Genomic DNA, 25,529 nt, shown 5'->3' with positions numbered 1-25,529 from the left:
CGTACCAAGATCTTCCCCGCCCAGGGTGGCGGGCTGGCTATCAGGACGTGTCGGCCTATTGCCGGTCGCTCTAAAAGGGCCCCTTCCTAACCGCGCAGCGGGCGGCGGTGCGCGGCTGGCGTCGACCGCACGGCCGGTCTCAGCGGAGTGACTCGGTGGCGACGGCGCTGACGGCGGCGGTGAGGGCGGTCAGCACCTGGGAGTCGAGCCGCCAGTGCTGCCAGTAGAGCGGGACGTCCAGCACCCGGCCGGGGGCGATGTCCACGCAGCGACCGGCGGCCAGGTCGGCGTCGGCGATCTGCTCGGCCACCAGTCCCCAGCCGAGGCCGAGCCGGATCGACTCGTTGAACGCCGGCACCGACGGTACGTAGTGCACGGGCGGGTCGAGGGTGCGTCCGGTGAGCGTACGCAGGAAGCGGTGTTGGATCTGGTCCTTGCGGTCGAAGACCATCACCGGCGCGGCAGCGGCCGCCTCCGGGGTCAGGCCGTCGGCGAACCACCGGTCGACCATCGGCGGCGCGGCCAGGGCGCGGTATCGCATCGCGCCGAGCCGCCGCACCCGACAGCCCTGCACCGCCTCGCGTTGCGCGGTCACCGCGGCCGTCACCACGCCGTCGCGCAGCAGCTCGGCGGTGTGGTCCTGGTCGTCCTGGCGGATGTCGAAGGAGAGTTCCGGCTGCTCGGGCAGCCGGGCCAGGGCCGCCGGGAACCAGGTGGCGAGCGAGTCGGCGTTGACCACGACGGCGACCCGGGTACGGCCGGGGTCGCCGCCGAGTGGGCCGCGCGCGTCGGCCAGCGCCTCGCGTTCGAGCAGCGAGAGTTGACCGGCGAGGCGGAGCAGCGGCCGGCCGGCCTCGGTGGCGTCGCAGGGCCGCTGGCGGCGTACGAGCACCTGCCCGACGGTCTCCTCCAGGGCTTTGATCCGTTGGCTGACCGCCGACGGGGTGACGTGCAGCAGGCGGGCCGCCGCCTCGAAGCTGCCCTCGCTGACCACCGCCGCGAGGGTACGGAGCTGGGTGGAGTCCAGGCCGTCCATGAAGCTGAGCTTAGCCTCCTGAAGAATCTTTAGCTGGACTGGTCATCGGCGCCCTCCTACCGTCGACCCCGTGCTCACCTCGGCCGTTGCTGGCTTCTCGTTGTCCATCGCCCTGATCGTCGCCATCGGCGCGCAGAACGCCTTCGTGCTCCGCCAGGGCCTACGCCGCGAACACCTGGTGCCGGTGGTGCTGACCTGCGCGTTGTCGGACGCCCTGCTGATCGGCGTCGGGATCGCCGGGGTCGGGTCGGTGGTGGCCGCCCGACCCGATCTGCTCACCGCGATCCGCTGGGGCGGCGCGGCCTTCCTGCTCGGGTACGCGGTCCTCGCCGCCCGCCGCGCGCTACGCCCCGGCGCCCTCACCCCCGCGCAGCGGCCACCGGCCCGGCTCGGCGCGACGCTGGCGGCCTGCCTGGCCTTCACCTACCTCAACCCGCACGTGTACCTGGACACCGTGCTGCTGCTCGGTGGCATCGCCCAGCAGCACCAGCACCGCTGGTGGTTCGGCGTCGGCGCCGCGCTGGCCAGCGTGTGCTGGTTCACCGCGCTCGGCGCCGGCGCCTACCGGCTCGCCCCGCTGCTCGCGCGTACCCGCGTCTGGCAGGTCCTCGACGGCCTGATCGCGGTGGTGATGGTCGTGGTGGCGGCGGCGCTGGTGCTGGGCTGAGCGGGTGTTTTCGCTTACCACCGGCGGCGCGACGGGCCACCGGCAGGAATGATGGCCGGGTGCGGTTCCTCAACGGTGTGACCCCGGCGTACGACCTGACCTACAACGATGTCTTCATGGCCCCGGCCCGCTCGGAGGTGGGGTCGCGGCTCGATGTCGACCTGGCCACCGGAGACGGTACGGGCACCACGATCCCCCTGGTCGTGGCCAACATGACGGCGGTCGCCGGCCGACGGATGGCCGAGACGGTGGCCCGTCGGGGCGGCATCGTGGTGATCCCGCAGGACATCCCGATCGACGTGGTGGCCGAGGTCGTCGGCTGGGTCAAGCAGCGGCACCTGGTGCACGAGACGGCGATCGCGCTCGGCCCGACGGACACCGTCGGCGACGCGATCCACCTGTTGCCGAAGCGGGCGTACGCAGCGGTGATCGTGGTCGACGAGGCGGGCCGGCCGATGGGGGTGGTGACCGAGGCGGACACCGTCGGCGTGGACCGTTTCGCCCAACTGCAACACGTGATGTCGACCGAGCTGCACACCGTGCCGGCGGGCGCGGACCCGCGTACCGGCTTCGACCGGCTCTCCGCCGGGCGGCGGCGGTTGGCCCCGGTGGTCGACGGCGAGGGGCGACTGGTCGGGGTGCTGACCCGGCAGGGCGCGCTGCGGGCGACGCTGTACAAGCCGGCGGTGGACGACCAGGACCGGCTGCGGATCGCGGCGGCGGTGGGGATCAACGGTGATGTGGCGGGCAAGGCGGCGGCGCTGCTGGCCGCCGGGGTGGACACCCTGGTGGTGGACACCGCGCACGGCCACCAGGAACGGATGATCTCGGCGCTGCGGACCGTGCGGCGGCTCGATCCGGCCGTGCCGGTGGCGGCCGGCAACGTGGTCACCGCCGACGGCGTACGCGATCTGGTCGAGGCGGGTGCGGACATCGTCAAGGTCGGCGTCGGACCGGGTGCGATGTGTACCACCCGGATGATGACCGGGGTGGGTCGGCCGCAGTTCTCGGCGGTGCTCGACTGCGCGAGCGCCGCACGCGCGCTGGGCCGGCACGTCTGGGCCGACGGCGGGGTGCGGCATCCCCGGGACGTGGCGCTGGCGCTGGCCGCCGGGGCGTCGAACGTCATGATCGGTTCCTGGTTCGCCGGCACCTACGAGTCGCCCGGTGACCTGTACACCGACGAGGACGGCCGGCGGTACAAGGAGAGCTTCGGGATGGCCTCGGCGCGGGCGGTGAGCGCGCGTACCGGGGAGGACAGCCCGTACGACCGGGCCCGGAAGGCGATCTTCGAGGAGGGCATCTCGTCGGCCCGGATGTACCTGGATCCGGCCCGCCCGGGGGTGGAGGATCTGATCGACGAGATCATCTCCGGGGTACGCAGCGCGTTCACCTATGCCGGTGCCCGTACGCTGCCCGAGTTCCACGAGCGGGCGCTGGTCGGGGTGCAGAGCACCGCCGGTTACACCGAGGGGATGCCGCTGCCGACCAGCTGGTGAAGCCGGGGCAAAAATAGTTTGGGCCCTGACTATCAGGGCGCTAATGTCTTGCCCATGAGACTGTTCCAACTCGGGGACGTGCCGCTCGGCCGGCTGCTGGTGGTCGCCGGGCACCTCACCGGCCAGCGCTGGAACCGCTACCTCGCCGACGAGCACAACCTCACCCAGGCCGGGATGGTCGCCCTGATGGCCCTGGCCGAGCACGGTGAGCTGCCGCACCGGGCGGTGGCCGAGCTGTGCTTCGTCCGCCCCGCCACCCTCACCGGCATCGTCGACACGCTGGAACGCGACGGCCTGGTGGAACGGCGCCGCGACGGCAGCGACCGGCGCAGCGTCAAACTCACCCTGACCCCGGCCGGCCGGGACCGGGTGGCGGCCCTCACCGCCATGATCCGGGCCCGGCGCCCACTCACCTCGGTCGACGCCGATCCGGCGAAGGCCGCCGTGATCCGGCAGTTCCTACTCGAAGTGATCGGCAACGACGAGGGACCCGGGGCCACCACGGGAGGACCGACATGCTGATCCGGTTACTGCGGGAAAACCTGCGCCCGTACCAGCGGCCCCTGAGCGCGGTGGTGCTGCTCCAGTTCGTCGGCACGATGGCCTCGCTCTACCTGCCGAGCCTCAACGCCGACATCATCGACCTCGGGGTGGCCCGGGGCGACACCGACTACATCGTGCGTACCGGTGGGTGGATGCTCGCGGTCAGCGTGGTGCAGATCGTCTGCTCGATCGCGGCGGTCTACCTGGGCGCCCGCATCGCCATGGGCTTCGGCCGGGACCTGCGGGCCGAGTTGTTCGGGCACGTCAACAGCTTCTCCGCCCGGGAGGTCGCCCGCTTCGGCGCCCCGTCGCTGATCACCCGCAACACCAACGACGTGCAGCAGGTGCAGATGCTCGTCCTGATGAGCTGCACCATGCTGGTCGCCGCCCCGATCATGAGCGTCGGCGGCGTGGTGATGGCGCTGCGCGAGGACGTCGGGCTCTCCTGGCTGATGCTGGTCTGCGTACCGGTGCTGGCGATCGCGCTGGGCCTGATCATCCGGCGGATGGTGCCGGGCTTCCGGCTCATGCAGACCCGGATCGACACGGTCAACCGGGTGCTGCGGGAGCAGATCACCGGCATCCGGGTGGTCCGGGCGTTCGTTCGGGAGCCGTACGAGACAGCACGCTTCGGCACCGCCAACGCCGACCTGACCGCGACCGCCCTGCGCACCGGCCGGCTGATGGCGTTGATCTTCCCCGTGGTGATGCTGGTGCTCAACGTCTCCAGCGTGGCGGTGCTCTGGTTCGGTGCCCAGCGGGTCGCCGACGAGGCGATCCAGGTCGGCGCGCTGACGGCTTTCCTGCAATACCTGATGCAGATCCTGATGGCCGTCATGATGGCCACCTTCATGCTGATGATGGTGCCGCGCGCGGCGGTCTGCGCCGAGCGGATCGGGGAGGTGCTGGACACCGATTCCTCGGTGGTCCCCGCCCCGGATCCGGTCGTCGAGGTGACCACCCGCGCCGAGTTGGAAGTGCGCGACGTGCGCTTCCAGTACCCGGGCGCCGCCGAGCCGGTGCTGCGGGACATCTCGTTCCGGGTGACGCCGGGCACCACCACGGCGATCATCGGCAGCACTGGTGCCGGCAAGACCACCCTGCTCTCGCTGATCCCCCGGCTGGTCGACGTGACCGCCGGTGCCGTGCTGGTCGACGGGGTCGACGTCCGGCAGTTGGCGCCGGAGCAACTGTGGCGCCGGATCGGGCTGGTGCCGCAGAAGCCGTACCTGTTCACCGGCACGGTGGCGAGCAACCTGCGCTACGGCAACCCGGACGCCACCGACCAGGAACTCTGGACGGCGCTGGAGATCGCCCAGGCCCGGGACTTCGTCGAGGCCGTGCCCGAAGGGCTGGACGCGCCGATCACGCAGGGCGGCACGAACGTCTCCGGCGGGCAGCGGCAGCGGCTGGCAATCGCCCGTGCGCTGGTCCGCCAGCCGGAGATCTACCTCTTCGACGACTCGTTCTCCGCGCTCGACCTCGGCACCGACGCGCGGCTGCGGGCGGCCCTGCGGGCGGTGACCGCCGACGCGGCAGTGGTGATCGTCGCGCAGCGCGTCTCCACGATCATCGACGCCGATCAGATCATCGTGCTGGAGGACGGACGGGTGGTCGGGATGGGCCGCCACGACGACCTGTTGACGACCTGCCCGACGTACGCCGAGATCGTGGCGTCCCAACGCACGACGGAGGTGCCGGCATGAGTGATACCTCAGCTCAACGGGGGGCCGAGCGTCAGCCCGCCGCTGCCATCCCCGCGCAGCAGCCGGCCGCCGGTGGGCGTACGCCGAAGCGGCTGCCTCCCGGCGGCCAGCGCGGCGGCCCGCCCTGGATGAGTGCGGGCATGCCCGCGGAACGCTCGATGAACTTCGGTCCGAGCGCCCGTCGCCTGCTGGGCCGGCTGCGTCCGCACCGCCTGCACCTGGCCGCGGTCATCACGCTGGCGGTGGTCAGCGTCGGGTTGAGTGTGATCGGGCCGAAGGTGCTCGGGCACGCCACCGACCTGATCTTCAGCGGGGTGATCGGCCAGCAGCTTCCGGCGGGCACCAGCGCCGAGCAGGCGGTGGCGGCGGCCCGGGCGGCCGGCAACGAGAACTTCGCCGACATGCTCGCCCGGATGGACGTGGTGCCCGGCATGGGCATCGACTTCACCGCGCTGGGCCGGGTGCTGCTGCTGGCGTTGCTGCTCTACCTGGCCGCCAGCGTGCTGATGTGGTGGCAGGGCTGGCTGCTCAACGGGGTGGTCCAGCGGACCGTGTTCCACCTGCGCGCCGAGGTCGAGGAGAAGCTCAACCGGCTGCCGTTGCCGTACTTCGACCGGCAGCCGCGCGGTGAGCTGCTCAGCCGGGTCACCAACGACATCGACAACATCTCGCAGAGCCTCCAACAGACGTTGAGTCAACTGCTGACCTCGCTGCTCACCGTGGTCGGCGTACTCGGCATGATGTTCTGGATCTCCCCGCTGCTGGCCCTGGTGGCGCTGGTCGCGGTGCCGCTGTCGGTGCTGGTGACCGGGCAGATCGCCAAGCGGTCGCAGCGCAGGTTCATCGCGCAGTGGACCCACACGGGCGAGCTGAACGGTCAGATCGAGGAGGCGTTCACCGGCCACGAGTTGGTGAAGGTCTTCGGTCGGCAGCGGGAGGTGGAGGCCGCCTTCCGCGCCAAGAACGAGGAGTTGTTCCAGGCCAGCTTCGGTGCGCAGTTCATCTCCGGAATCATCATGCCGGCGATGTTCTTCATCGGAAACCTCAGCTACGTGGCGATCGCGGTGGTCGGCGGGCTGCGGGTGGCCTCCGGTTCGATGAGCCTCGGCGACGTGCAGGCGTTCATCCAGTACTCCCGCCAGTTCACCCAGCCGCTCACCCAGGTCGCCTCGATGGCCAACCTGCTCCAGTCCGGGGTGGCCTCGGCCGAGCGGGTCTTCGCGGTGCTCGACGCCGAGGAGCAGGAATCGGATCCGGCGACGCCGGCCCGGGTGACCGACCCGCACGGCCGGGTCGAGTTCGAGCACGTCTCGTTCCGGTACGCCCCGGACAAGCCGCTGATCTCCGACCTCTCCCTGGTCGCCGAGCCGGGGCACACCGTGGCCATCGTCGGGCCGACCGGTGCCGGCAAGACCACCCTGGTCAACCTGATCATGCGGTTCTACGAGCTGGACGCCGGTCGGATCACGCTCGACGGGGTGGACATCACCACCCTGCGCCGCGACGACCTGCGGGGCCGCATCGGCATGGTCCTTCAGGACACCTGGCTGTTCGGCGGCACCATTCGGGACAACATCGCCTACGGGCGGCCGGACGCGACCGAGGAGGAGATCCTCGCCGCCGCCCAGGCCACCTTCGTGGACCGGTTCGTCCGCAGCCTGCCCGACGGCTACGACACGGTGATCGACGAGGAGGGCAGCAACGTCAGCGCGGGCGAGAAGCAGCTCATCACCATCGCGCGAGCCTTCCTCGCCGAGCCTTCGCTGCTGATCCTCGACGAGGCGACCAGTTCGGTGGACACCCGTACGGAGGTGCTGCTCCAGCGGGCGATGGCGGCTCTGCGGTCGGAGCGGACCAGCTTCGTCATCGCGCACCGGCTCTCCACCATCCGCGACGCCGACCTGATCCTGATGATGGAGAACGGCCGCATCGTCGAGCAGGGCACGCACGCCGGACTACTCGCGGCGGGCGGTGCCTACCACCGGCTCTACCAGTCGCAGTTCCAGCAGGCGGTCAGCGGCGACGACCAGGTGGCCGTGCCCGCGTGAGGCCCGATTCTGGTGGCCGGGCCGCTGACACGGGACCTGTCAGCGGCCCGGCGGCGGCCCGGACGTCAGGAACGGGGGACCTGACGCGCTGTCGGGCCGCGCGCCGACAACGGTACGCCGCCGAGAGACATTCCGGCGACCGCCAGCACACAGTAATCGACTTCGATATTCGCCGGTCGAATCCGTTCACCCGGTCGCCAGACGACGGATGCCGCTGGTCACGACGGCACCGGACCGCCCTCGGTGACCCCGGACACATCGTCCGGGGTCGGTACGTATCCGTCCGGTCCGCCACGGGAAGTGACAGAGGGCAGCGAACTACTCACTCCGGCAACCGGTCGGCGAACCGCCCGCCGAGTCAGCCGGCCGACCCGGCACCCGGGGGTAATGCCGGATAACCGGTCGGGGTCGACCCGGGGTCCGATTTCGGTGCTCGCCCCGGATCCGCCTGGGGTGTGTCTGGCGACAGGCTGAGACATGCCTGGAATCCGGAACAACGGTGCACTGGCCCTCGGCGGAATCGCTCTCGCCGCGCTGCTCGCCGTCATCGGCCACCTCGGCGTACGGGACCTGGACCCGGTAAGCCTCACCGTCAGCGACTATGCCGTCTCCGACTCCGGCGGAGTCATCCACCTGGCGATGCTGACGCTGGCCGTGGCGTCCGCTCTCCTCGTACCGGCCCTGCGCCGTCTCGGTGTGCCCGACGCCCGGTCGGGTGCCGGCCGGCTGGGCGCGGCCCAACTGCTGCTCGCCGCGTGGGCCGGCGGGCTGCTGCTGGCCGGTCTGGTGCCGACCAACCCACCCGGCACCGACATGGGCACCGCCGCCTACGTGCACCGGTACGCCTCGGTGGTGGCCTTCCTGGCCCTGCCGATCGCCGGCTGGCTCCTCGCCGCCCGACTACCCACCGGCGCCCGCGCCCGACACTGGCTGCGCATCCTCACCGTGGCCAGCCTGCTGCTGGCCGCCGCCCAGGTCTGGTCCGCCTACCCCGGCGACCGCGCCCTCTACGGCCTGATCGAGCGCGCCCTCATCCTCACCGAGGTCGCCCTCCTCGCCGTCATCGCCGCCGCCCTGCCCATCCGCGCCCGCTGGACCGGGCCGGGCGTCATCCGGCCCGGCGACGACCACGAAGCGGCACCGGTCGACCGCCAGCAGGCCGTGGCCGACGAGCGGCGGCGGGTGGTCACTCCAGTTCGTGGAGCATGAGTTGGCGGGCGGCTTCGGTGACCGAGCCGGAGAGACTGGGATAGATGGTGATGGTCTGCGCCAACTCGTTGACCGTGAGGTTGTTCTCCACCGCCATGGTGATGGGGAGGATCAGCTCGCTGGCCTTCGGGGCGACCACCACGCCGCCGATCACCTGGCCGCTGGCCGGGCGGCAGAACAGCTTGACGAAACCGTCGGCCACCTCGTCCATCTTCGCCCGGGCGTTGCCGTCCAGCGGCAGCATCACCTGCCGGGCCGGCACCTTGCCCGCGTCCACCTCGTCCTGCGAGACGCCGACGGTGGCCAGTTCCGGGTCGGTGAAGACGTTCGCCGCGACGGTACGCAGCCGCAGCGGCCGGACCGCCTCACCGAGCGCGTGCCACATGGCGATCCGACCCTGCATGGCGGCGACGCTGGCCAGCGGCAGCACGCCGGTGCAGTCGCCGGCCGCGTAGATGCCGGGCACGTTGGTACGGGACACCCGGTCCACCGTCACGTAGCCGCCCCGGGCCAGTTCGACGCCGTACTCGGCCAGCCCCAGCTCGGCGGTGTTGGGAATCGAGCCGACCGCGATCAACGCGTGCGAGCCGTACACCTTGTGGCCGTCGGATAGCTCGACCTCGACGCCGTCGTCGGTGCGGCGTACGCCCTCGGCGCGGGAGTTGTTCAGGATGCTCATGCCCCGGGCCCGGAACACCCGCTCGATCGCCTGCGCCGCGTCGGCGTCCTCGTGCGGCATCACCCGGTCGCGGCTGGAGACCAGGGTCACCTCGACCCCCATGGCCAGGTAGGCGCTGGCGAACTCGGCGCCGGTCACCCCGGAACCGACCACGATCAGGTGGTCCGGCAGCTCGGGCAGGTCGTACACCTGCCGCCAGGTCAGGATGCGCTCGCCGTCGGGCACGGCGGTGGGTAGCTGCCGGGGGGTGGCACCGGTGGCGACCAGCACCGTCGACGCGCCGATGGCGTACGCGGCCTCCTCGCCGTCCGGCGTGACGATCACCCGGTGCGTGTGACCCAGCGTGTCCTCGCCCAGCCTGGCCCGCCCGGAGACGAAGGTGACCCCGGCCTTGACCAGCTTGGCGTGGATGTCGGCGGACTGTGCCAGGGCGAGTCGCTTGACCCGCTCGTGGACCGCCTGGGCGTCGACGGTGACCGCTTCCAGGCCATCGGAGTGCACCCCGAAGACCTCGGTGTCGCGGTACCCGGTCACCACCTCGGAGCTGGCGATGAACGTCTTCGACGGTACGCAGTCGGACAGTACGCAGGCGCCGCCGGCACCTTCGGCCTCCACGACGGTGACGTCGGCGTCCAGCTGGGCTGCCACCAGTGCCGCCTCGTAGCCCGCCGGCCCTCCGCCGATGATCACGATCCGGCTCACCACGACCGCCCCTCGTCCATGCTCACAGTGACTTTCTTCTCCCCGGCACGCCCGACACGCACCGTCGTATTCTCCCCCGGGCGTCGGCCGGGCTATCGTCATCGCCGTGCGTCATTACGCCGCCTACGGCTCGAACCTGGACCCCGCTCGGATGCGCGCCTACTGCCCGCATTCGCCGATGGTGGGCATCGGCTGGCTGGAGGGCTGGCGGCTCACCTTCGCCGGCGAGGACGTCATCGGCTGGGAGGGCGCGGTCAGCACGGTCGTCGAGTCGCCCGGCGACCGCGTGTTCGTGGCGCTCTACGACATCCACCCGTACGACGCGGCCCAACTCGACGAGATCGAGGGCGTCACCTCCGGCACGTACCGGAAGCTGACCGTCCGGGTGTCGACGCTGGACGGCGACGTGACGGCCTGGGTCTACGTCTTCGACGGCTACGAGGGCGGGCTGCCCACCTCGTGGTACGTGTCCGAGATCGCGAACGCCGCCGAGAAGGCGGGCGCGCCGGACGACTACGTCATCGAACTGCGGTCCCGCCCTACCGGCACCGCGTCGGCGTAGCGCGTCTCCCACGCCCCTCAGTCTGCTACCGGGCCCCATCGCGCCGGGCGCCGACCCCGGAACCCGGGTGATCCGTCACGGATCAGACCGGTTTCCACCCCACCGCCGCCCGACCGGGCACGATCCAGGTCGATCCGCCCGGTCAGCCCTCGATCCGGGCCCGGGTCGCGGCGAGCAGCTCCACCAGTTCGGCACCGCCGGCCGGGCCGAGCGCCGCGAACGCGGGCGCCACGAGGCGGTTGGTAACCGCTTCGGCCCAGAGCCGTCGCCGCACCAGCGGACCGATCGGCGGGTACGGCGGCGGCCACCCGCAGGCGAGTGCGCCGCTCTCCCCCTCCGGCCCGGCCAGCACCGCCTCCAGCGGGGTCATCCCGCTGGCGCGTACCGCCACCAGGTGCGCGCCGGTGAAGTGCTCCCGCAGCAGGCGCAGCCCGGCGGCCAGCCGAGCGCCCTGCGTCGCGGCGAGCGACGGCATGGCCCGCCAGGCCGCGAACAACGGCATCGCGCTGGCGTCGGCCGCCGCGACGGACCGCTCCACCAGCTCGACGAGCCGATCGAGGTGAGGCAGCTCGGCCAGTTGGTCGTCGCCCCAGCGGCAGCACTCGGCCAGGCTGGCGGTGGCCACCTCCAGCGGCCGTACGGTGCGTGCCGCGGCGTCCCAGCCGTCGGCCACCGCGTCGGGGGCGATGAAACCGAGCGCGGCAGCCACCGTCTCGGCCCGTACGTCGCCGAGGGCGCCGGCCCGCCCGGTGACGTAGAAGGCCCAACCCGAGATGCCGAGCAGCCGGGCCCGACGCAGAGTGGTGGGGCACCGGTTGTACGCCTCACCGAGTACCAGCACCGCCGGCTTGCTGGCTGCGGCCACCTGTTCCGGAGTCATCACCGGCCCTCCGAGGGGCCGCCGGTGCGGGATCCGACCGAAGGTCCGTCCATGGAGGATCAGTCTGCCCCGCCGCCGCCCGCGCCGGCATCCTCCTCCTCGGCGTCCAACGCTTCGACCGCCGCTTCGACCTCGCCGGTGCGGCGTCGGGCGGCGCCGGCGGCCCGTTCCGCCGCCCGGCGGGCCAGCCGGGCCCGGCTGAGTTCCTGCTCGGCGACGGCCCGTCGGCGCTCCAGTTCGGCCAGCTCCGTTTCGATCGCGTCCAGCGCGGCGGCACCGTCCCGTTCGGCCGCCGCCGCGTCCGCCAGCTCGTTCTCGGCCTGTTCCTGGTCGGTACGGGCCCGCGTCAGCTCCTTGGCGAGGGCACGGCGGCGGCGCTCCCGCTCGGCACTGGCCGCTCGCTGGGCCTGTTCGGCGCGCAGCGCGCCGCGCTGACCCGGCTGTTCCCGGGTCGGTACGGCGGGCGGTGGTTCCTCTCCGCCGGTCACCAGGCGCAGTTGCGGCCGGGGCACCTCGCCGAACCCGGCGTAGTGGGCGGACCGCAGCAGCCGTCCGGCGCGTACCTGCTCGGCGACCCGCACGTCGGACAGGGCGGCGTTCAGGGTCGCCTCGACCTCGGCCAGCGGCAGCTTCCCGGCCGACGGCGCCCCCTCGACTCCGGCGGCCAGCCGGCGTACCTCGGCGACGAGCGCCCCGACCACGGCCCGCCGTTGTGCGGACAGCTCGCGCAGGCGCGGGCCGCGCAACTCGCGCTGGGCGACGCGCAGGGCGTCGGCCAGTTGCACCAGGTCGGCCACCAGTTCGGGCCGGTCCCACGCGAGCAGGTTGACCAGCCAGGCGGCGACGGTGGGCCGACGCAACCGGGCGATCTCCCGAGCCCGGCGTGGGTCGCCGGCACGGCGTGCCTCGGCCACGGCGGCGTCCCGGGCGGCGACGAACCGGTCCGGCGGCGTCCGGTAGAGCTGCTCGACGAGGTCAGGCGCCGGTTCGGTCATCGGCTCAGCCGTCGATCCGGCTGCCCGGCTCCAGCCGTCGGTACTCGCTGCCCGACAACGCCGTGTACTGCCGGTCGAGCACGGCGTAGCCATTCGCGTTGAGCAGGGCGTCGTGCAGCGCGAAGACCCGACGCGGGGCCACCGCGCGGATGAAGTCGACCACCTCGGAGAACTTCGACCAGGGCGCGTGGATCGGCGCGAAGAGGGTGTCGACCGGCACGTCCTGCGGCACGTGGAGCGCGTCGCCCGGGTGGTAGACGACGTCGTTGAACAGGTAACCGAGGTTGTCCACCACCGGGATGTCGGGGTGGATCACGGCGTGCCGGCCGCCGTAGGCGCGGACCGCCATCCCGGCGGCGGTGAACGACTCGCCGGGGTCGACCGGGCGCAGCGCCTCGGCGGCGTCGCCCAGCGTGCCGGCCAGCGAAGCCGGGCCGTGGATGACGAAGGCACGCCGCGCCAACTGCCGGTTGACCGCCTCGACGTCGACGTGGTCGGGGTGCTCGTGGGTGATCAGCACGGCGTCGGCGCCGTCCAGCGCCACGGCCGGTTCGCTGAACATTCCCGGATCGACGACCAGCACCGCCCCGTCGTGCTCGATCCGCAAACACGAGTGGGCGTACTTGGTGAGCCGCATCGTGATGCCTCCCATATCGAATCGTGACGTCCTGAGCGCAGTCTGCCGGAACCCGTGGGGTGACGCGGGACGTCCGAGCTATCACCCCGCTGCGGGGCGAGGAAAGGGGAACGGGGATGGGACAGCGAAGGACCCGGCGGCGGACGGCGGCGGCGGGCGCACTGCTCGCGCTGCTGATGCTGGCGGGATGCGGCAGCGGCAGCGGAAGCGACCAGGCGGCCACCTCCGAGGCGGGTGGCGCCCCCGGGCCCGCCCTCGCCGAGAACGATGCCGCCGGTGAGCCGGCGCAGGGCGGCGCGGGTACGGCGACGGACACCCGGGTCGACCAGCGGGCGATCGTCTACACCGGCTCGCTTGAGGTCAAGGTGGACGATGTGGAGGCCGCGGCCCGGGACGCCGTCGCCGCCGCGACCCGAGCCGGCGGTTTCGTCGGCGGTGACCAGCGCCGTAGCGCCGCTGCCGACGCGGTCGCGGAATTGCAGCTACGGGTGCCGGCCGACCGGTTCTACCCGGTGGTGGAGGAACTCGCCCGGCTGGGCAGCCAGCAGCGTCGGCAGATCGACACCCAGGACGTCACCGAGGAGACCATCGACCTGGACGCGCGGATCACCAGCCAACGGGCCCGGGTGGACAGTGCCCGGCGACTGCTCGCCCAGGCCAGCTCGATCGGCGATCTGATCACCCTGGAGAACGAACTGGCGCGCCGGGAGGCCGACCTCGCCTCGCTGGAGGCGAAGAAGCGGCGGCTGGCCGACCTGACCGCCCTGTCCACGATCACCGTCACCCTGATCGGCCCGGACGCGAGCACCGCCCAGGAGGAGGGTCAGCTCGGCTTCCTGGTCGGGCTCAGCGGCGGCTGGAAGGTCTTCCTGGCCTCGATGACCGTCCTGTTCACCGTGCTCGGCGCGATCCTGCCGTGGGTGCTGGTGTTCGGCGTACCGCTGGGGTTGTTCTGGTGGTGGCACCGGCGGCGCCGGAACCGGTCCACGGAGCCGGCGCTGGGCGCTGCGCCACCGCCCGGGTTGGCGGCGGCGCCGGGCGCGGTCAGCGCTGCGCCGCCAGTGCCTGAAGCGCGGTCTGCACCATGAGTCGGATGCCGGCCGGGATGGCCCGCTCGTCCACGTCGAACGACGCCCGGTGCAGGTCCACGTTCGGCCCGGCACGGCCGACCCCGAGCCGGGCCAGCGCCCCGGGGACGTACTCCAGGTACCAGGAGAAGTCCTCGCCGCCCATGCTCTGCGGGGTCTCCGCGACACCCTCCGGGCCGAGCGCGGCGATGGTCGCCGCGGTCAGCACGCTGATGGCCTGGGCGTCGTTGCTGACCGGCGGGCGGCCGCGCAGGTACTCGACGTTGACCGTGGCTCCGGTCGGGGCGATGACGTCCCGGACCACCTGAGAAACGATCTTCGGGGCGGTCTCCCAGGCGTCGCGGTCCATCACCCGCAGGGTGCCGGAGGCGGACGCCTCGGAGGGGATGACGTTGTACTGGGTGCCGGCGGAGGCGTGGCCGAAGACCAGCAGCAAGCCGCTGTTCGCCGGCACCCGGCGGCTGACCAGGGCGGGGACCTCGGTGATGAGCCGGCCGAGGGCGTCGACCAGGTCGACGGTCAGGTGCGGGCGGGCGGTGTGGCCACCGGGCCCGGTGAGCCGCACGGTGACGTTGTCGGCGGCGGCGGTGATCGGCCCGACCCGCAGGCCGACCCGCCCCACCGGCAGGCTCGGGTCGCAGTGCAGCGCGAAGATCTGCACCACGTCGTCGAGACCGCCGGCCTCGATCACCTCCAGCGAGCCGCAGGGCAGGATCTCCTCGGCGGGCTGGAAGATCAACCGGACCCGGCCCGGCAGCTCACCCAGGTCGGCGAGCTGGGCGAGCAGCATGCCGACGCCGAGCATGACGGTGGTGTGCACGTCGTGACCGCAGGCGTGGCAGACGCCGTCCACCGTGGAGCGGTACGGCACGTCCTTGACGTCGGTCAGCGGCAGCGCGTCGATGTCGGCGCGCAGCGCGATCACCGGGCCGCTCGGGCGGCCGTCGATGTCGCAGATGACCCCGTTGCCCTTGGGCAACATGCGCGGGTTGAGCCCGGCCAGGGAGAGTTCCCGGGCGATCAGCGCGGCGGTCTCGAACTCCTCGCCGGACAGTTCGGGGTGCGAGTGAATGTGACGGCGGGTGGCGATCAGGCCCGGCACCCGCAGGGCGAGCAGGTGGTCCAGCTCGGAGGGCAGGGGTTGGCCGCCGGCCGGCGGCGCTTCGGGCCAGGACGGCACCAGCTGCTCGGCGGTGGGCATCGTCAACGCAGTCGTCACGTCGAATTCTCGATCACTAGAAATGGATGGATCATCGGGGACAGCAGACAGCGTAGACCGCCGATAGTAACTCTGCGCAACCTCGTTCCGGTGATGGTCAGACCGCACAGCGTCACATTTGCCCTGATGAGAGCGCCCGTAGCGGAGCGAGACAGCAGGTAGATCGCCATTGAACGCCGTCATCCACCCCTCACCTCCTACAACGCGTAATCGGGCCTACGATCCGGAAATCGTCCGGCGAACCATCGTCGCCGTTTCCGAATTGTCGCATTAGTCGCTCGATCAACTGACCGTACGACAATTACCCGACCACACCCGGCGACGGGCGCACCGTGGACGTTCACACGGGTGGCCACCCCGCGACCGGACACCGTGTGCGTTCCAGATCGCGCCCGCAGACCGCGCAGAGCGGTATACCCGCGGACGGGCGCACCGACACGCAGCGCGACGGGCGGCGCGCGTCAGCCGACTCGGGTGAGGATGTGCCGGCCCGCCGACGGGCGCGGTACGACGGTCAGAACCGGTCGGTCGGCCGGTAGAGCCCCCAGACCTCGCGCAGTGCCCCGCACACCTCGCCGACGGTGGCCCGCTCGCGCAGCGCCGCCTTCATCGGGTAGAGCACGTTGCCGGTGCCGGTGGCCGCCGCCCGCAGCTCGGCCAGGGCCTGCTGCACGGCGCCGCCGTCGCGCTCGGCCCGCAGCTTGGCCAGCCGCTCGGCCTGCGCCGCCTCGATCGCCGGGTCGACCCGCAGCGGCTCGTACGGCTCCTCGGCGTCGATGGCGAACCGGTTGAGCCCGACCACCACCCGCTCAGCCGAGTCGATCTCCTGTGCGATCCGGTACGCCGACTGCTCAATCTCGCGCTTCTGGAAGCCCGCCTCGATGGCGTCCACCGCCGACCCGTGCTCGAAGACCCGGGCCATCAGCGCGTCCGCCGCCGCCTCGATCTCGGCGGTCATCGCCTCCACCACGTACGAGCCGGCGAACGGGTCGACGGTGCCGGTGAGGTCCGTCTCGTACGCCAGCACCTGCTGGGTACGCAGCGCCAGCCGGGCCGCCTTCTCGGTGGGCAGCGCGATCGCCTCGTCGAAGCTGTTGGTGTGCAGCGACTGGGTGCCGCCGAGCACCGCGCCGAGCCCCTGCACCGCCACCCGAACGAGGTTCACCTCGGGCTGCTGGGCGGTCAGCTGCACGCCCGCCGTCTGGGTGTGGAACCGCAGCATCATCGACTTGGGGTTGCGCGCCCCGAACTCGTCGCGCATCAGCCGGGCCCAGATCCGTCGGGCCGCCCGGAACTTGGCCACCTCCTCCAGCAGGGTGGTCCGGGCGACGAAGAAGAACGACAGCCGGGGCGCGAAGTCGTCCACGGCCAGCCCGGCGGCGATCGCGGCGCGCACGTACTCGACGCCGTTGGCCAGCGTGAAGGCGATCTCCTGCACGGGCGAGGCACCGGCCTCGGCCATGTGGTAGCCCGAGATGGAGATGGTGTTCCACTTCGGCACCTCGGCCCGGCAGTAGCCGAACGTGTCGGCGACCAGCCGCAGCGAGGGCTTGGGCGGGAAGATGTACGTCCCCCGGGCGATGTACTCCTTGAGGATGTCGTTCTGGATGGTGCCGTTGAGCGCCGCGCCCGGCACCCCGTTCTCCTCGGCGACGAGCTGGTAGAGCAGCAGCAGCACCGAGCCCGGCGCGTTGATCGTCATCGAGGTGGAGACCTTGTCCAGCGGGATGCCGTCGAAGAGCAGCCGCATGTCCTCGATGGAGTCGATGGCGACCCCGACCTTGCCGACCTCGCCGGAGGCGATCGGGTCGTCGGAGTCGTAGCCCATCTGGGTGGGCAGGTCGAAGGCGACCGACAGCCCCATCGTGCCGGCCCGCAACAACTGGTGGTAACGCGCGTTGGACTCGGTGGCGGTGCCGAAGCCGGCGTACTGGCGCATCGTCCACGGGCGGGAGGTGTACATCGTCGGGTAGACCCCACGGGTGTACGGGAACTCGCCCGGCGCGCCCAGTCGAGAATCCAGATCACCGGGGAGGTCGTCCGCCGTGTAGACGTCCTTGATCGGAAAACCGGACTCGCTTAACCGCCGTTCACTCATCACCGGATGGTAGGACGCGCAGGCCGGCGGCGGGGTGAGGGATGGCGCACACCCCGTCGACAGCGCGGCAACGAGAGGTGAGGGGCCGCACACGTACCGTTCGGTACGGTAAACGTCCGTCGCGCCGGCTTTCGCATCGGGCGTCTGAACCAGCAAGATAGGGAGGTTGTGTCCCAGCCCCCTCGACTTCCCCGGTGGCTTTTCTGTGACTCAGATCCCGACGTGGAGCGGCGGACCAGTCAGCACTCCCACCAACGGACGCGCGACACCCGGCACCGTCATCGGTGACCGCTACTCGTTGCGCTCGACAGTGGGCAACGGTGGCATGGGCACGGTCTGGCGAGCCACAGACACGCTGCTGCGCCGCGACGTGGCGGTCAAGGAGGTCATCCTCCCGCCGGGGCTGGCCCCGAGCGACCGCGACGCGATGTACGAACGCACCCTGCGCGAGGCCCGCGCCGCCGCCGCCATCGCCCACCCGGCGGTGGTCCAGGTGTACGACGTGGTCACCGAGGCGGGCCGGCCGTGGATCGTGATGGAGCTGCTCGACGCGCGCAGCCTCGCGGACATGGTGATCGAGGACGGGCCGATCGCCCAGCGGGTGGTCGCCAAGATCGGCATCGCGCTGCTCGGCGCGCTGGAGGTGGCCCACGCGATCGGTGTGCTGCACCGCGACGTCAAGCCGGCCAACGTGCTGATCTGCTCCGACGGCCGCTGCGTGCTGACCGACTTCGGGGTGGCCCGGATGCCCACCGACGTGCAGCTCACCACGCCGGGCATGGTGCTCGGCTCACCGCACTTCATCTCGCCCGAGCGGGCCATGGGGCAGGAGTTCGGCCCGCCCAGCGATCTGTTCTCGCTCGGCGTGACGCTCTACACGGCGGTGGAGGGGCGACCGCCCTTCGACCGGGGTGACCCGATCGAGACCATGCACGCGGTGGTCGAGGACCCACCGGCCCCGCCGCAGCGCAGCGGCGCGCTGACCCGGGTGCTGATGGGCCTGCTGGAGAAGGATCCGGCCCGCCGGCTCGACGTGCACACCGCCCGCGCCATGCTGCGCGAACTGCTCGCCGGCCCACTGAGCAGCAACGCCGCCGCGGTCAACTCGATGACCGACCCGTACTCGGTGATGCAGATGCCGCAGCCCGCGCCGATCACCGCACCGCCCACGCCGGCCAAGTCCAAGCCGTCCGGCCAGATCGGCGGCCGGGCGATGCTCGGCCCCGGCGAGTCGCTGACCGACCGGCTGGCCGCCCTGCGTCGGGGTGAGCGCCCCGGTCAGGCCGCCCCGGCCAGTGCCGCCGCGATGGAGGACACCAGCGCGGACGCCCTGGCCCGGCCGGCGCACAGCGGTGCGCTGTCCCCGCCGCCGGTGGGCCGCACCTACGGCGGCGCCGACGCCACCCAACGCATCGGCGACGCCGACGCCACCCAACGCATCGGCGGCGCCGACGCCACCCAGCGCATCGGCGGCGCCGACGCCACCCGCCGCATCGGCGGCGCGGACGCCACCCAACGGATCAGTGGCGCGGACGCCACCCAACGCATCGGCGGGCCGGAGGCCACCCAGCGCATCGGTGGGGCGGACGCGACGCAACGCGTCGGGGCGGCGGCGTTCAGCTACGGCACCGGGCAGCCGGAGGCCACCCAGCGCATCGGCGGTGACTACGGCGGTCAGTGGCCGGCGGCGCCCAGCCAGCCGTACGGCGCCCGACCGACGCCCACCGGCGGCAGCCCGCTGGACAAGGCGAAGGCAACCGGCACCCGGCTGGTCGACACCGTCAAGGGCTGGCCGCGCAAGATGCAGCTCGCCGCAGCCGGCGGCCTTGTCGTACTCCTGCTGATCGGCATCGTCGTGCTGACCGGCGGCGGCGACGACCAGCCACAGACCACCCCGGTCGCCGACCCGTCCACCTCGGCCGACGCAGGCCCCGGCATCGAGATGCAGGAGCACTCGGGACGCGGGGTGCAGCTGATGGTGCCCAAGGGCTGGAAGAAGAACGCGCCCAACGGTGCCGTCTACGTCGACTACACCGACCCGGAGGACAGCGGCCGGCGGGTACGAATCCTCAACGAGCCGTGGCGCGGCGAGTCTGCCCGCTGGGCAGTGGTCGCCGAGAACGGGCTGAAGACCAGGTCGAACTCCTGCGCCAAGCCGTACACCCAGATCTCCATGGAGCAGAAGGAGCTGGCCGGCAAGGCGTCGGCCGAGTTCGAGTACACCTGCGGCGAGGGCGACAAGATGCGGCACGGGGTCTGGCACGGGGTGGCCCACGACGGACGGATGTACTCGTTCTACCTCACCTCGAACGACTCGCGGTTCGCGGAGAGCAAGCCGATCTACGACGAAATGGTCAAGTCGTTCCAGCTCACCAACGCCGGCTGAGGCAGGCCACCCGCCCATGGTGATCCGTCGCCGTGCTATCAAGAGCCAATGGCGGCGGACACCACTGACCTTGACACCATCCGCGAGCGGGCCGAGCGCTGGCTCGCCGACGACCCCGACCCGGCCGACCGGGCGGAACTGCGGGCGGTGCTCGACCAGCTTCCGGCCAGCGCACCGGAGCTGGCCGACCGGTTCGCCGGGCCGCTGACCTTCGGCACCGCCGGGCTGCGCGGCCCGCTGCGGGCCGGTCCGAACGGCATGAACCTCGCGGTGGTCACCCAGGCCGCCGCCGGGCTGGTCGCCTGGCTCGCGGCCCAGGGCGGCACCGGCCCGCTGGTGATCGGGTACGACGCCCGGCGCGGCTCCCGCCAGTTCGCCGAGCGGACCGCCCAGGTGGCCACCGGGGCGGGACGCCTCGCCCTGCTGCTCCCCCGCCCGCTGCCCACCCCGGTGCTCGCCTACGCGGTGCGGCAACTCGGCGCGGTCGCCGGGGTGATGGTGACGGCGAGCCACAACCCGCCGCAGGACAACGGCTACAAGGTCTACCTCGGCACCGAGCTGGGTGGCGCGCTGGGCGCCGGGGCGCAGATCGTGCCGCCGGCCGACGCCGGCATCGAGGCCGCCATCCGGGCCGTCGGGCCGCTCGCCAAGGTGCCGCTCGGCCCGGCCGGTCAGCTGCTCGGCGACGACCTGGTCGCCGGCTACGTGGCCCGCGCGGTCGAGGTGCTGCCGGTGGGTGGTCCGCGCGAGCTTAACGTGGCGTACACCCCGCTGCACGGTGTCGGTGCGGCCGTGCTCACCGCGGCCTTCGCCGCCGCCGGTTTCCCGGTGCCCGGCGTGGTGCCCGACCAGGCCGAACCGGACCCGGACTTCCCCACCGTCAGCTTTCCCAACCCGGAGGAGCCGGGCGCGGTGGACCGGTTGGTCGCGCTCGCCGAATCGACCGGCGCCGACCTGGCCATCGCCAACGACCCCGACGCCGACCGCTGCGCCGTCGCGGTCCGGGAGCGGGTTGCCGGCCCAGCGGAGGCGGGCAGCGACCCGGCGGCGGAACGGCCCGGCTGGCGGATGCTGCGGGGCGACGAGGTGGGTGCGCTCCTCGCCGACCACCTGATGCGACGCGGGGTGACCGGCCTGTACGCCACCACCATCGTGTCGTCGTCGCTGCTGCGGGCGATGTGCGCCGCCCGGGGCCTGCCGTACGACGAGACGCTGACCGGGTTCAAGTGGATCGTACGGGCCGGTGGCGGAGCCGAGCCGCTGGTCTTCGGCTACGAGGAGGCGCTCGGCTACTGCGTCGCCCCCGAACACGTCCGCGACAAGGACGGCATCACCGCCGCGCTGACCATCGCGGAGCTGGCCGCCGGCCTCAAGGCACAGGGCCGCACCCTCACCGACCGGCTGGACGAGTTGGCCGCCGAGTTCGGCGTGCACCACACCGACCAGCTCTCGGTGCGCGTGGACGACCTGCGGCTGATCGCCGACGCGATGGCCCGGATCCGCGCCGCCACCCCGACCAGCCTGCTCGGCCAGCCGGTCACCGAGGCACAGGACCTGCTCCCCGAGGCGGACGTGGTGATCCTGCGCACCGACACCGCCCGGGTGGTGATCCGCCCCTCCGGCACCGAGCCGAAACTCAAGGCGTACCTCGAAGTGGTGGAGCCGGTCGCGGACGGCGACGTCGCGGCGGCGCGCTCCCGCGCGGCGCTCGCCGTAGCAGCGCTCCGCACCGAGACAGCGCACGCCCTGGGCGTGTAAGGAAGGGCACCTTATTAACGCCTGCGGTATAGGAAGGGCCCCCTATTAACAGCTCACGGTTGCTCACCCCGCGCGCCGGGAAATAGCATCACCTCATCAACCAACGGCATTTCCCGCTTTCGAGCGGGAAATGCCGGGAGATGTTTCCTCTCCGATGCCCAGTGGTTGCATTTTGGAACAGAGGGGTGTTGCACGGTGCATGCAACGAACGGCTCGACGGTGCCGCGACGGCAACTCGGCAGGCTGCTCACCCAACTTCGGGTGGACGCGCAGGTCAGCATCGAGGCGGCGGCCGAGCAGCTGGACTGCTCCCGGCAGAAGGTCTGGCGGATCGAACGGGGCCTGACGCCGGCGCGGGGCCCGGACGTACGGGTCCTCTGCGAGCTGTATCGAGCCACCCCCGACCAGGCCAGCGTGCTGCTCGGGCTGGCCGAGGTCGGCAGGGCCGAGGGCTGGTGGCACGCCTACGGCCGTTCCATTCCGGCCTGGTTCTCACTTTACGTCGGGCTGGAAAACGTGGCCAACAGCGTGCGGTACTACAACGCCGAACTGGTGCCGGGGATTCTACAAACCCCCGAATACGCCACCGCGCTGTTCCTGCACAACCGGCCGGAGTTGAGCGAGGAGGAACGGAAGAAGGTGGTGAATTTCCGGATCCAGCGGCAAGGGTTGCTGGTCCGGCGACTCCCACCCGCGCCGGAGCTGACCGTGATGCTCAGCGAGGCCGTACTGCGCCGCCCGGTGCCCGGCCGCCCGGTGATGGCCGGTCAACTCCGGCACCTGCTCGCCGTCGGCCAGCGACACAACATCAACATCCGGGTCCTGCCGCTGGCCGCCGGGCCACCGCTGGCCGCCGAGGCGGGCACCTTCGTCCTGCTCGACTTTCCGGAGTCACCGCTCGGCGGTCCGTCCGAGCCACCGACCGTCTACGTCGAAGGGCTCACCGGCGCGCTCTACCTCGACCAGCCGGCCGAGATCGCCGCCTACGAGCGGGTGTGGAAGGGGCTGGAGTCCGCCGCGCTCGGGGAGGGACAATCGATGGAGCTGATCGACGCCATCCTGGGAGAGTGCTATGAGTGACCTGACCGGCGCCCGATGGCGCACCAGCACCCGCAGCGGCACCAACGGCGGCGAATGCGTCGAGGTCGCCGACAACCTGCCCGGCATCGTCGGCGTCCGCGACAGCAAGGACCAGCGCGGCCCGGCCCTGACCGTCACCCCCGCCGCCTGGTCCGCCTTCGTCACCGCCGTCCGCACCGACCGACTCCCCCACTGACGTCCGCACACCCCGCGCCGCCGGGCCGGGGCACGCCGTAGCGGAACGTGGGCGGGTCAGCGGCGAGGACCGAGGGCGGCCTGGACGGCCCGGCCCAGGGCGGCCACCACCAGGCCGACCGAGGGACGCACCACCGAGTCGTCCAGACTGACCTCACCGGAGAAGCCGGCGCCGGTGGCGATCTCCTCCAGCCGGCGGCGGGCCTGCTCGGCGGCCTCCCCGGTGACACCGAGGGCGGACTCCATCCGGAGTACGGCGACCAGGGTCGCCAGCGCCGCCGTCCGCTCGTCGGGGGCCGTCCCGGTCAGCGCGGCGGCGAGCCGTTGCCGGGTGTCCGCCTCCACCGACCGGTCCACCACCGGATAGCGGTGCACGTGGATGAAGCCCAGTTCCGTCTCGTCGACGTCGCGGACGACACCGTGCTCGCACAGGTCGCCGAGGATCTTGTCGCGCAGGCCGTGCCGCAGCCGCTGCACCCAGGACGAAGGGCTGTGCGGGGTGTCGGCGGCGATCCGGGCGAGCACGTCGTCGGTGACCGGCTCGCCGGTCGGCGTCGGGTCGACCACCGTCAACGCCCCGTCGGCGTACGCGAGCCGCCCGGCCAGGGCCAGCTCGATCAGCACCGCCGCAGCCATCCCCAGGTCGAGGCTGATCCGCGGCATCGTCGCCTTGCCGGTCTCGTCGTCGTACGCGAGCAGGAGCAGCTCCTCGGCGAGCGGAACACCAGTCATGGCCCGAGACGCTAGTGGCTCGACGCCACCACCCGCAGCACAAACGCGCGCCCCGGACCTGGGACCGGCATCGCGGCTCAGAACCGGGGCATCCCGCCGAACTGCCGGTCACCGGCGTCACCGAGCCCCGGCACGATGAACTTGCTGTCGTTGAGTTCCTGGTCGATGGCGGCGGTGACCAGGCGCAACGGCAGGCCGGAACGCTCCAGCCGCTCGATGCCCGCCGGGGCGGCGAGGACGCAGAGCACGGTGATGTCGGTGCAGCCGCGCTCGGCGAGCAGCCGGCAGCAGTGTTCCAGCGAACCGCCGGTGGCCAGCATCGGGTCGAGGACCAGCACCGGCAGACCGCTCAGATCCCGGGGCAGCGACTCCATGTAGGCGCGCGGCTCGAACGTCTCCTCGTCGCGGGCCAGCCCGACGAAGCCCATGGACGACTCCGGCAGCAGCCCCAGCGCGGCGTCCGCCATGCCGAGGCCCGCCCGCAGCACCGGCACCAGCAGCGGCGGGTTGGCCAGCCGGGTGCCCTCGGTGGCGGTCACCGGGGTCTGCACCGGGTACGTCTCGATCGGGAAGGAGCGCGCGGCCTCGTACACCAGCATGGTGGTGAGTTCGTGCAGTGCCGCCCGGAACGAGGCGGAGTCGGTCCGTTCGTCCCGCATGGCGGTCAGCCGGGACTGGGCGAGCGGGTGGTCAATGACGAGTACGTCCACGATCGGTCAACCTACCCCGCCCGAGTGTCGGCGCGCGGACCACGGCCCGGACCAGCGACGTCGCTCACCCGTGAGCGCTCCGACCCGGCACCGTGCTCAAGATCACTCGCCGTTCGTCTGCGTAGACTTCGGGGCATGACGGCGACAGCGACGTCGGCCCGGTCGGACCTCTCCGAGCTGGGACGATCCGAGACCGCTCTGCGGACCTTCCTGCACGGCCTACCGGGCGTGGACCAGGTCGGCGCGGAGCAGCGGGCAGCCCAACTCGGCACCCGATCCATCAAGACCACCGCCAAGGCACAGGCGATCGACCTCGCGATCCGAATGGTCGACCTCACCACGCTGGAAGGCGCGGACACCCCCGGCAAGGTACGGGCCCTCGCCGCCAAGGCGCTGCGCCCCGACCCGGCCGACCCGTCCTGCCCGCACGTCGGCGCGGTCTGCGTCTACCCCGCGATGGTCCCGTACGTGGCCGAGGTGCTGCGCGGCAGCAAGGTCCACCTGGCCAGCGTGGCGACCTCGTTCCCGTCGGGTCAGGCGCCGCTGGAGATCAAGCTCGCGGACACCCGCGCGGCCGTCGAGGCCGGCGCCGACGAGATCGACATGGTGATCAACCGGGGCGCGTTCCTGGCCGGCCGCTACGCCGAGGTCTACGACGAGATCGTGGCGACCAAGCAAGCCTGCGGGGACGCCCACCTCAAGGTGATCCTGGAAACCGGCGAGCTGGCCACGTACGACAACGTGCGCCGCGCCTCCTGGCTGGCGATGCTGGCCGGCGGCGACTTCATCAAGACCTCCACCGGCAAGGTCCCGGTCGCCGCCACCCTGCCGGTGACCCTGGTGATGCTGGAGGCGGTCCGCGACTTCCGGGCCGCCACCGGGCGGCAGGTCGGCGTGAAACCGGCCGGCGGCATCAAGACCACCAAGGACGCCATCAAGTACCTGGTCATGGTCAACGAGACCGTCGGGCCGGACTGGCTGGACCCGGACTGGTTCCGCTTCGGCGCCTCCAGCCTCCTCAACGACCTGCTGATGCAGCGCACCAAGCTGACGACCGGCGTCTACGCCGGCCCCGACTACTTCACCCTGGACTGACCGCG

The 25,529-nt window shown here is 72.0% G+C and carries 22 protein-coding genes; 13 read left to right on the top strand and 9 right to left on the bottom strand.

From position 1 onward, the window contains the following. Positions 1-139: 139 nt before the first annotated feature. On the bottom strand, positions 140-1,036 hold the full coding sequence (locus tag E0H26_RS04480) for a LysR family transcriptional regulator ArgP (protein ID WP_131301088.1): 897 nt from the start codon (positions 1,034-1,036) through the stop codon (positions 140-142). 70 nt (positions 1,037-1,106) lie between these two features. Between E0H26_RS04480 and E0H26_RS04475 the strand changes: the two genes are divergently transcribed. From E0H26_RS04475 to E0H26_RS04450, 6 genes are all read left to right on the top strand, one after another. Continuing rightward, positions 1,107-1,703 carry a LysE/ArgO family amino acid transporter gene (locus tag E0H26_RS04475; RefSeq protein WP_131301086.1) on the top strand — a complete coding sequence of 199 codons (597 nt, stop codon included), beginning with the start codon at positions 1,107-1,109 and terminating at the stop codon, positions 1,701-1,703. A gap of 59 nt (positions 1,704-1,762) precedes the next feature. Continuing rightward, complete coding sequence (locus tag E0H26_RS04470; RefSeq protein ID WP_131301084.1) at positions 1,763-3,202, top strand: GuaB1 family IMP dehydrogenase-related protein; 1,440 nt, start codon at positions 1,763-1,765, stop codon at positions 3,200-3,202. Between the two features lie 54 nt (positions 3,203-3,256). Further along, on the top strand, positions 3,257-3,724 hold the full coding sequence (locus E0H26_RS04465) for a MarR family winged helix-turn-helix transcriptional regulator (protein WP_131301082.1): 468 nt from the start codon (positions 3,257-3,259) through the stop codon (positions 3,722-3,724). Continuing rightward, positions 3,718-5,451 (top strand): ABC transporter ATP-binding protein, encoded by a 1,734-nt coding sequence (locus E0H26_RS04460; RefSeq protein WP_131301080.1) that lies wholly within the window; start codon positions 3,718-3,720, stop codon positions 5,449-5,451. Before E0H26_RS04465 ends, E0H26_RS04460 begins: the two co-directional genes overlap by 7 nt. Positions 5,452-5,579: 128 nt before the next feature. Further along, the gene (locus E0H26_RS04455) at positions 5,580-7,499 is read left to right on the top strand and encodes an ABC transporter ATP-binding protein (protein ID WP_240742017.1); all 1,920 of its coding nucleotides are present in this window, start codon (positions 5,580-5,582) and stop codon (positions 7,497-7,499) included. 477 nt (positions 7,500-7,976) lie between these two features. Beyond that, entirely contained in the window at positions 7,977-8,708 is a 732-nt protein-coding gene (locus E0H26_RS04450; protein ID WP_131301078.1) for a DUF998 domain-containing protein, read from the top strand. On the opposite strand, the gene E0H26_RS04445 is transcribed toward E0H26_RS04450, so the two are convergent. Next, positions 8,686-10,089, bottom strand: a complete 1,404-nt coding sequence (locus E0H26_RS04445) for an NAD(P)H-quinone dehydrogenase (protein ID WP_131301448.1) — start codon at positions 10,087-10,089, stop codon at positions 8,686-8,688. The two genes, E0H26_RS04450 and E0H26_RS04445, sit on opposite strands and share 23 nt — an antisense overlap. 106 nt (positions 10,090-10,195) lie before the next feature. On the opposite strand from E0H26_RS04445, the gene E0H26_RS04440 reads away from it, so the two are divergent. Beyond that, positions 10,196-10,651, top strand: a complete 456-nt coding sequence (locus E0H26_RS04440) for a gamma-glutamylcyclotransferase (protein ID WP_131301076.1) — start codon at positions 10,196-10,198, stop codon at positions 10,649-10,651. A 142-nt stretch (positions 10,652-10,793) separates the two neighbouring features. Here the strand turns inward: E0H26_RS04440 and E0H26_RS04435 are convergent, their stop codons facing one another. From E0H26_RS04435 to E0H26_RS04425, 3 genes are read right to left on the bottom strand one after another with little or no spacing between them, the layout of a single operon-like run. Next, positions 10,794-11,531: an SCO6745 family protein gene (locus E0H26_RS04435; protein ID WP_131301074.1), complete on the bottom strand. Its 738-nt coding sequence runs from the start codon at positions 11,529-11,531 to the stop codon at positions 10,794-10,796. 59 nt (positions 11,532-11,590) lie between these two features. Further along, positions 11,591-12,526: a hypothetical protein gene (locus E0H26_RS04430; protein ID WP_131301072.1), complete on the bottom strand. Its 936-nt coding sequence runs from the start codon at positions 12,524-12,526 to the stop codon at positions 11,591-11,593. 4 nt (positions 12,527-12,530) lie between these two features. Beyond that, positions 12,531-13,163 carry an MBL fold metallo-hydrolase gene (locus E0H26_RS04425; RefSeq protein ID WP_131301070.1) on the bottom strand — a complete coding sequence of 211 codons (633 nt, stop codon included), beginning with the start codon at positions 13,161-13,163 and terminating at the stop codon, positions 12,531-12,533. Between the two features lie 116 nt (positions 13,164-13,279). Between E0H26_RS04425 and E0H26_RS04420 the strand changes: the two genes are divergently transcribed. After that, positions 13,280-14,251, top strand: coding sequence for a DUF4349 domain-containing protein (locus E0H26_RS04420; protein WP_131301067.1), 972 nt, complete (start codon positions 13,280-13,282; stop codon positions 14,249-14,251). On the opposite strand, the gene E0H26_RS04415 is transcribed toward E0H26_RS04420, so the two are convergent. Beyond that, on the bottom strand, positions 14,208-15,470 hold the full coding sequence (locus E0H26_RS04415) for an amidohydrolase (RefSeq protein ID WP_131301065.1): 1,263 nt from the start codon (positions 15,468-15,470) through the stop codon (positions 14,208-14,210). The genes E0H26_RS04420 and E0H26_RS04415 overlap by 44 nt on opposite strands. 514 nt (positions 15,471-15,984) lie before the next feature. Beyond that, positions 15,985-17,568, bottom strand: coding sequence for an acyl-CoA mutase large subunit family protein (locus E0H26_RS04410; RefSeq protein WP_131301063.1), 1,584 nt, complete (start codon positions 17,566-17,568; stop codon positions 15,985-15,987). A gap of 205 nt (positions 17,569-17,773) precedes the next feature. Here E0H26_RS04410 and E0H26_RS04405 point away from each other — a divergent pair, with 205 nt between their 5' ends. The 4 genes from E0H26_RS04405 to E0H26_RS04390 all read left to right on the top strand — a co-directional run bounded on the left by E0H26_RS04405 (position 17,774) and on the right by E0H26_RS04390 (position 22,988). Next, positions 17,774-19,954 carry a serine/threonine-protein kinase gene (locus E0H26_RS04405; protein ID WP_131301061.1) on the top strand — a complete coding sequence of 727 codons (2,181 nt, stop codon included), beginning with the start codon at positions 17,774-17,776 and terminating at the stop codon, positions 19,952-19,954. 48 nt (positions 19,955-20,002) lie between these two features. Continuing rightward, the gene (locus E0H26_RS04400) at positions 20,003-21,712 is read left to right on the top strand and encodes a phospho-sugar mutase (protein ID WP_131301059.1); all 1,710 of its coding nucleotides are present in this window, start codon (positions 20,003-20,005) and stop codon (positions 21,710-21,712) included. A gap of 195 nt (positions 21,713-21,907) precedes the next feature. Continuing rightward, the gene (locus E0H26_RS04395; protein ID WP_240742003.1) at positions 21,908-22,792 is read left to right on the top strand and encodes a helix-turn-helix domain-containing protein; all 885 of its coding nucleotides are present in this window, start codon (positions 21,908-21,910) and stop codon (positions 22,790-22,792) included. Then, a complete protein-coding gene (locus tag E0H26_RS04390) occupies positions 22,785-22,988 on the top strand; it encodes a DUF397 domain-containing protein (RefSeq protein WP_131301055.1) in 204 nt (67 codons plus the stop codon). The genes E0H26_RS04395 and E0H26_RS04390 overlap by 8 nt, the downstream gene beginning before the upstream one ends. 56 nt (positions 22,989-23,044) lie before the next feature. On the opposite strand, the gene E0H26_RS04385 is transcribed toward E0H26_RS04390, so the two are convergent. Together E0H26_RS04385 and upp are read right to left on the bottom strand one after the other, a co-directional pair. Beyond that, positions 23,045-23,719 (bottom strand): GOLPH3/VPS74 family protein, encoded by a 675-nt coding sequence (locus E0H26_RS04385; RefSeq protein WP_131301053.1) that lies wholly within the window; start codon positions 23,717-23,719, stop codon positions 23,045-23,047. 77 nt (positions 23,720-23,796) lie between these two features. Beyond that, positions 23,797-24,429: a uracil phosphoribosyltransferase gene (upp, locus tag E0H26_RS04380; RefSeq protein WP_131301051.1), complete on the bottom strand. Its 633-nt coding sequence runs from the start codon at positions 24,427-24,429 to the stop codon at positions 23,797-23,799. A gap of 135 nt (positions 24,430-24,564) precedes the next feature. Between upp and deoC the strand changes: the two genes are divergently transcribed. Further along, on the top strand, positions 24,565-25,524 hold the full coding sequence (gene deoC, locus E0H26_RS04375; RefSeq protein WP_131301049.1) for a deoxyribose-phosphate aldolase: 960 nt from the start codon (positions 24,565-24,567) through the stop codon (positions 25,522-25,524). Positions 25,525-25,529 lie beyond the last annotated feature (5 nt).

Source organism: Micromonospora zingiberis, assembly GCF_004331455.1.
In the GTDB taxonomy this organism is placed as follows: Bacteria; Actinomycetota; Actinomycetes; order Mycobacteriales; family Micromonosporaceae; genus Micromonospora; species Micromonospora zingiberis.
The sequence above is the reverse complement of the archived record's forward strand: the minus strand, read 5'-3'. Positions and strand labels throughout refer to the sequence as shown.

Bases quoted from the DNA above. Each gene is read 5' to 3' on its own strand.
- deoC (WP_131301049.1), top strand. From the start codon at position 24,565: ATGACGGCGACAGCGACGTCGGCCCGGTCGGACCTCTCCGAGCTGGGA.
- E0H26_RS04435 (WP_131301074.1), bottom strand. From the start codon at position 11,531: ATGACTCCGGAACAGGTGGCCGCAGCCAGCAAGCCGGCGGTGCTGGTA.
- E0H26_RS04455 (WP_240742017.1), top strand. From the start codon at position 5,580: ATGAGTGCGGGCATGCCCGCGGAACGCTCGATGAACTTCGGTCCGAGC.
- E0H26_RS04420 (WP_131301067.1), top strand. From the start codon at position 13,280: ATGGGACAGCGAAGGACCCGGCGGCGGACGGCGGCGGCGGGCGCACTG.
- E0H26_RS04460 (WP_131301080.1), top strand. From the start codon at position 3,718: ATGCTGATCCGGTTACTGCGGGAAAACCTGCGCCCGTACCAGCGGCCC.
- E0H26_RS04390 (WP_131301055.1), top strand. From the start codon at position 22,785: ATGAGTGACCTGACCGGCGCCCGATGGCGCACCAGCACCCGCAGCGGC.
- E0H26_RS04410 (WP_131301063.1), bottom strand. From the start codon at position 17,568: ATGAGTGAACGGCGGTTAAGCGAGTCCGGTTTTCCGATCAAGGACGTC.
- E0H26_RS04385 (WP_131301053.1), bottom strand. From the start codon at position 23,719: ATGACTGGTGTTCCGCTCGCCGAGGAGCTGCTCCTGCTCGCGTACGAC.
- E0H26_RS04400 (WP_131301059.1), top strand. From the start codon at position 20,003: ATGGCGGCGGACACCACTGACCTTGACACCATCCGCGAGCGGGCCGAG.
- E0H26_RS04430 (WP_131301072.1), bottom strand. From the start codon at position 12,526: ATGACCGAACCGGCGCCTGACCTCGTCGAGCAGCTCTACCGGACGCCG.
- E0H26_RS04425 (WP_131301070.1), bottom strand. From the start codon at position 13,163: ATGCGGCTCACCAAGTACGCCCACTCGTGTTTGCGGATCGAGCACGAC.
- E0H26_RS04450 (WP_131301078.1), top strand. From the start codon at position 7,977: ATGCCTGGAATCCGGAACAACGGTGCACTGGCCCTCGGCGGAATCGCT.
- E0H26_RS04480 (WP_131301088.1), bottom strand. From the start codon at position 1,036: ATGGACGGCCTGGACTCCACCCAGCTCCGTACCCTCGCGGCGGTGGTC.
- E0H26_RS04465 (WP_131301082.1), top strand. From the start codon at position 3,257: ATGAGACTGTTCCAACTCGGGGACGTGCCGCTCGGCCGGCTGCTGGTG.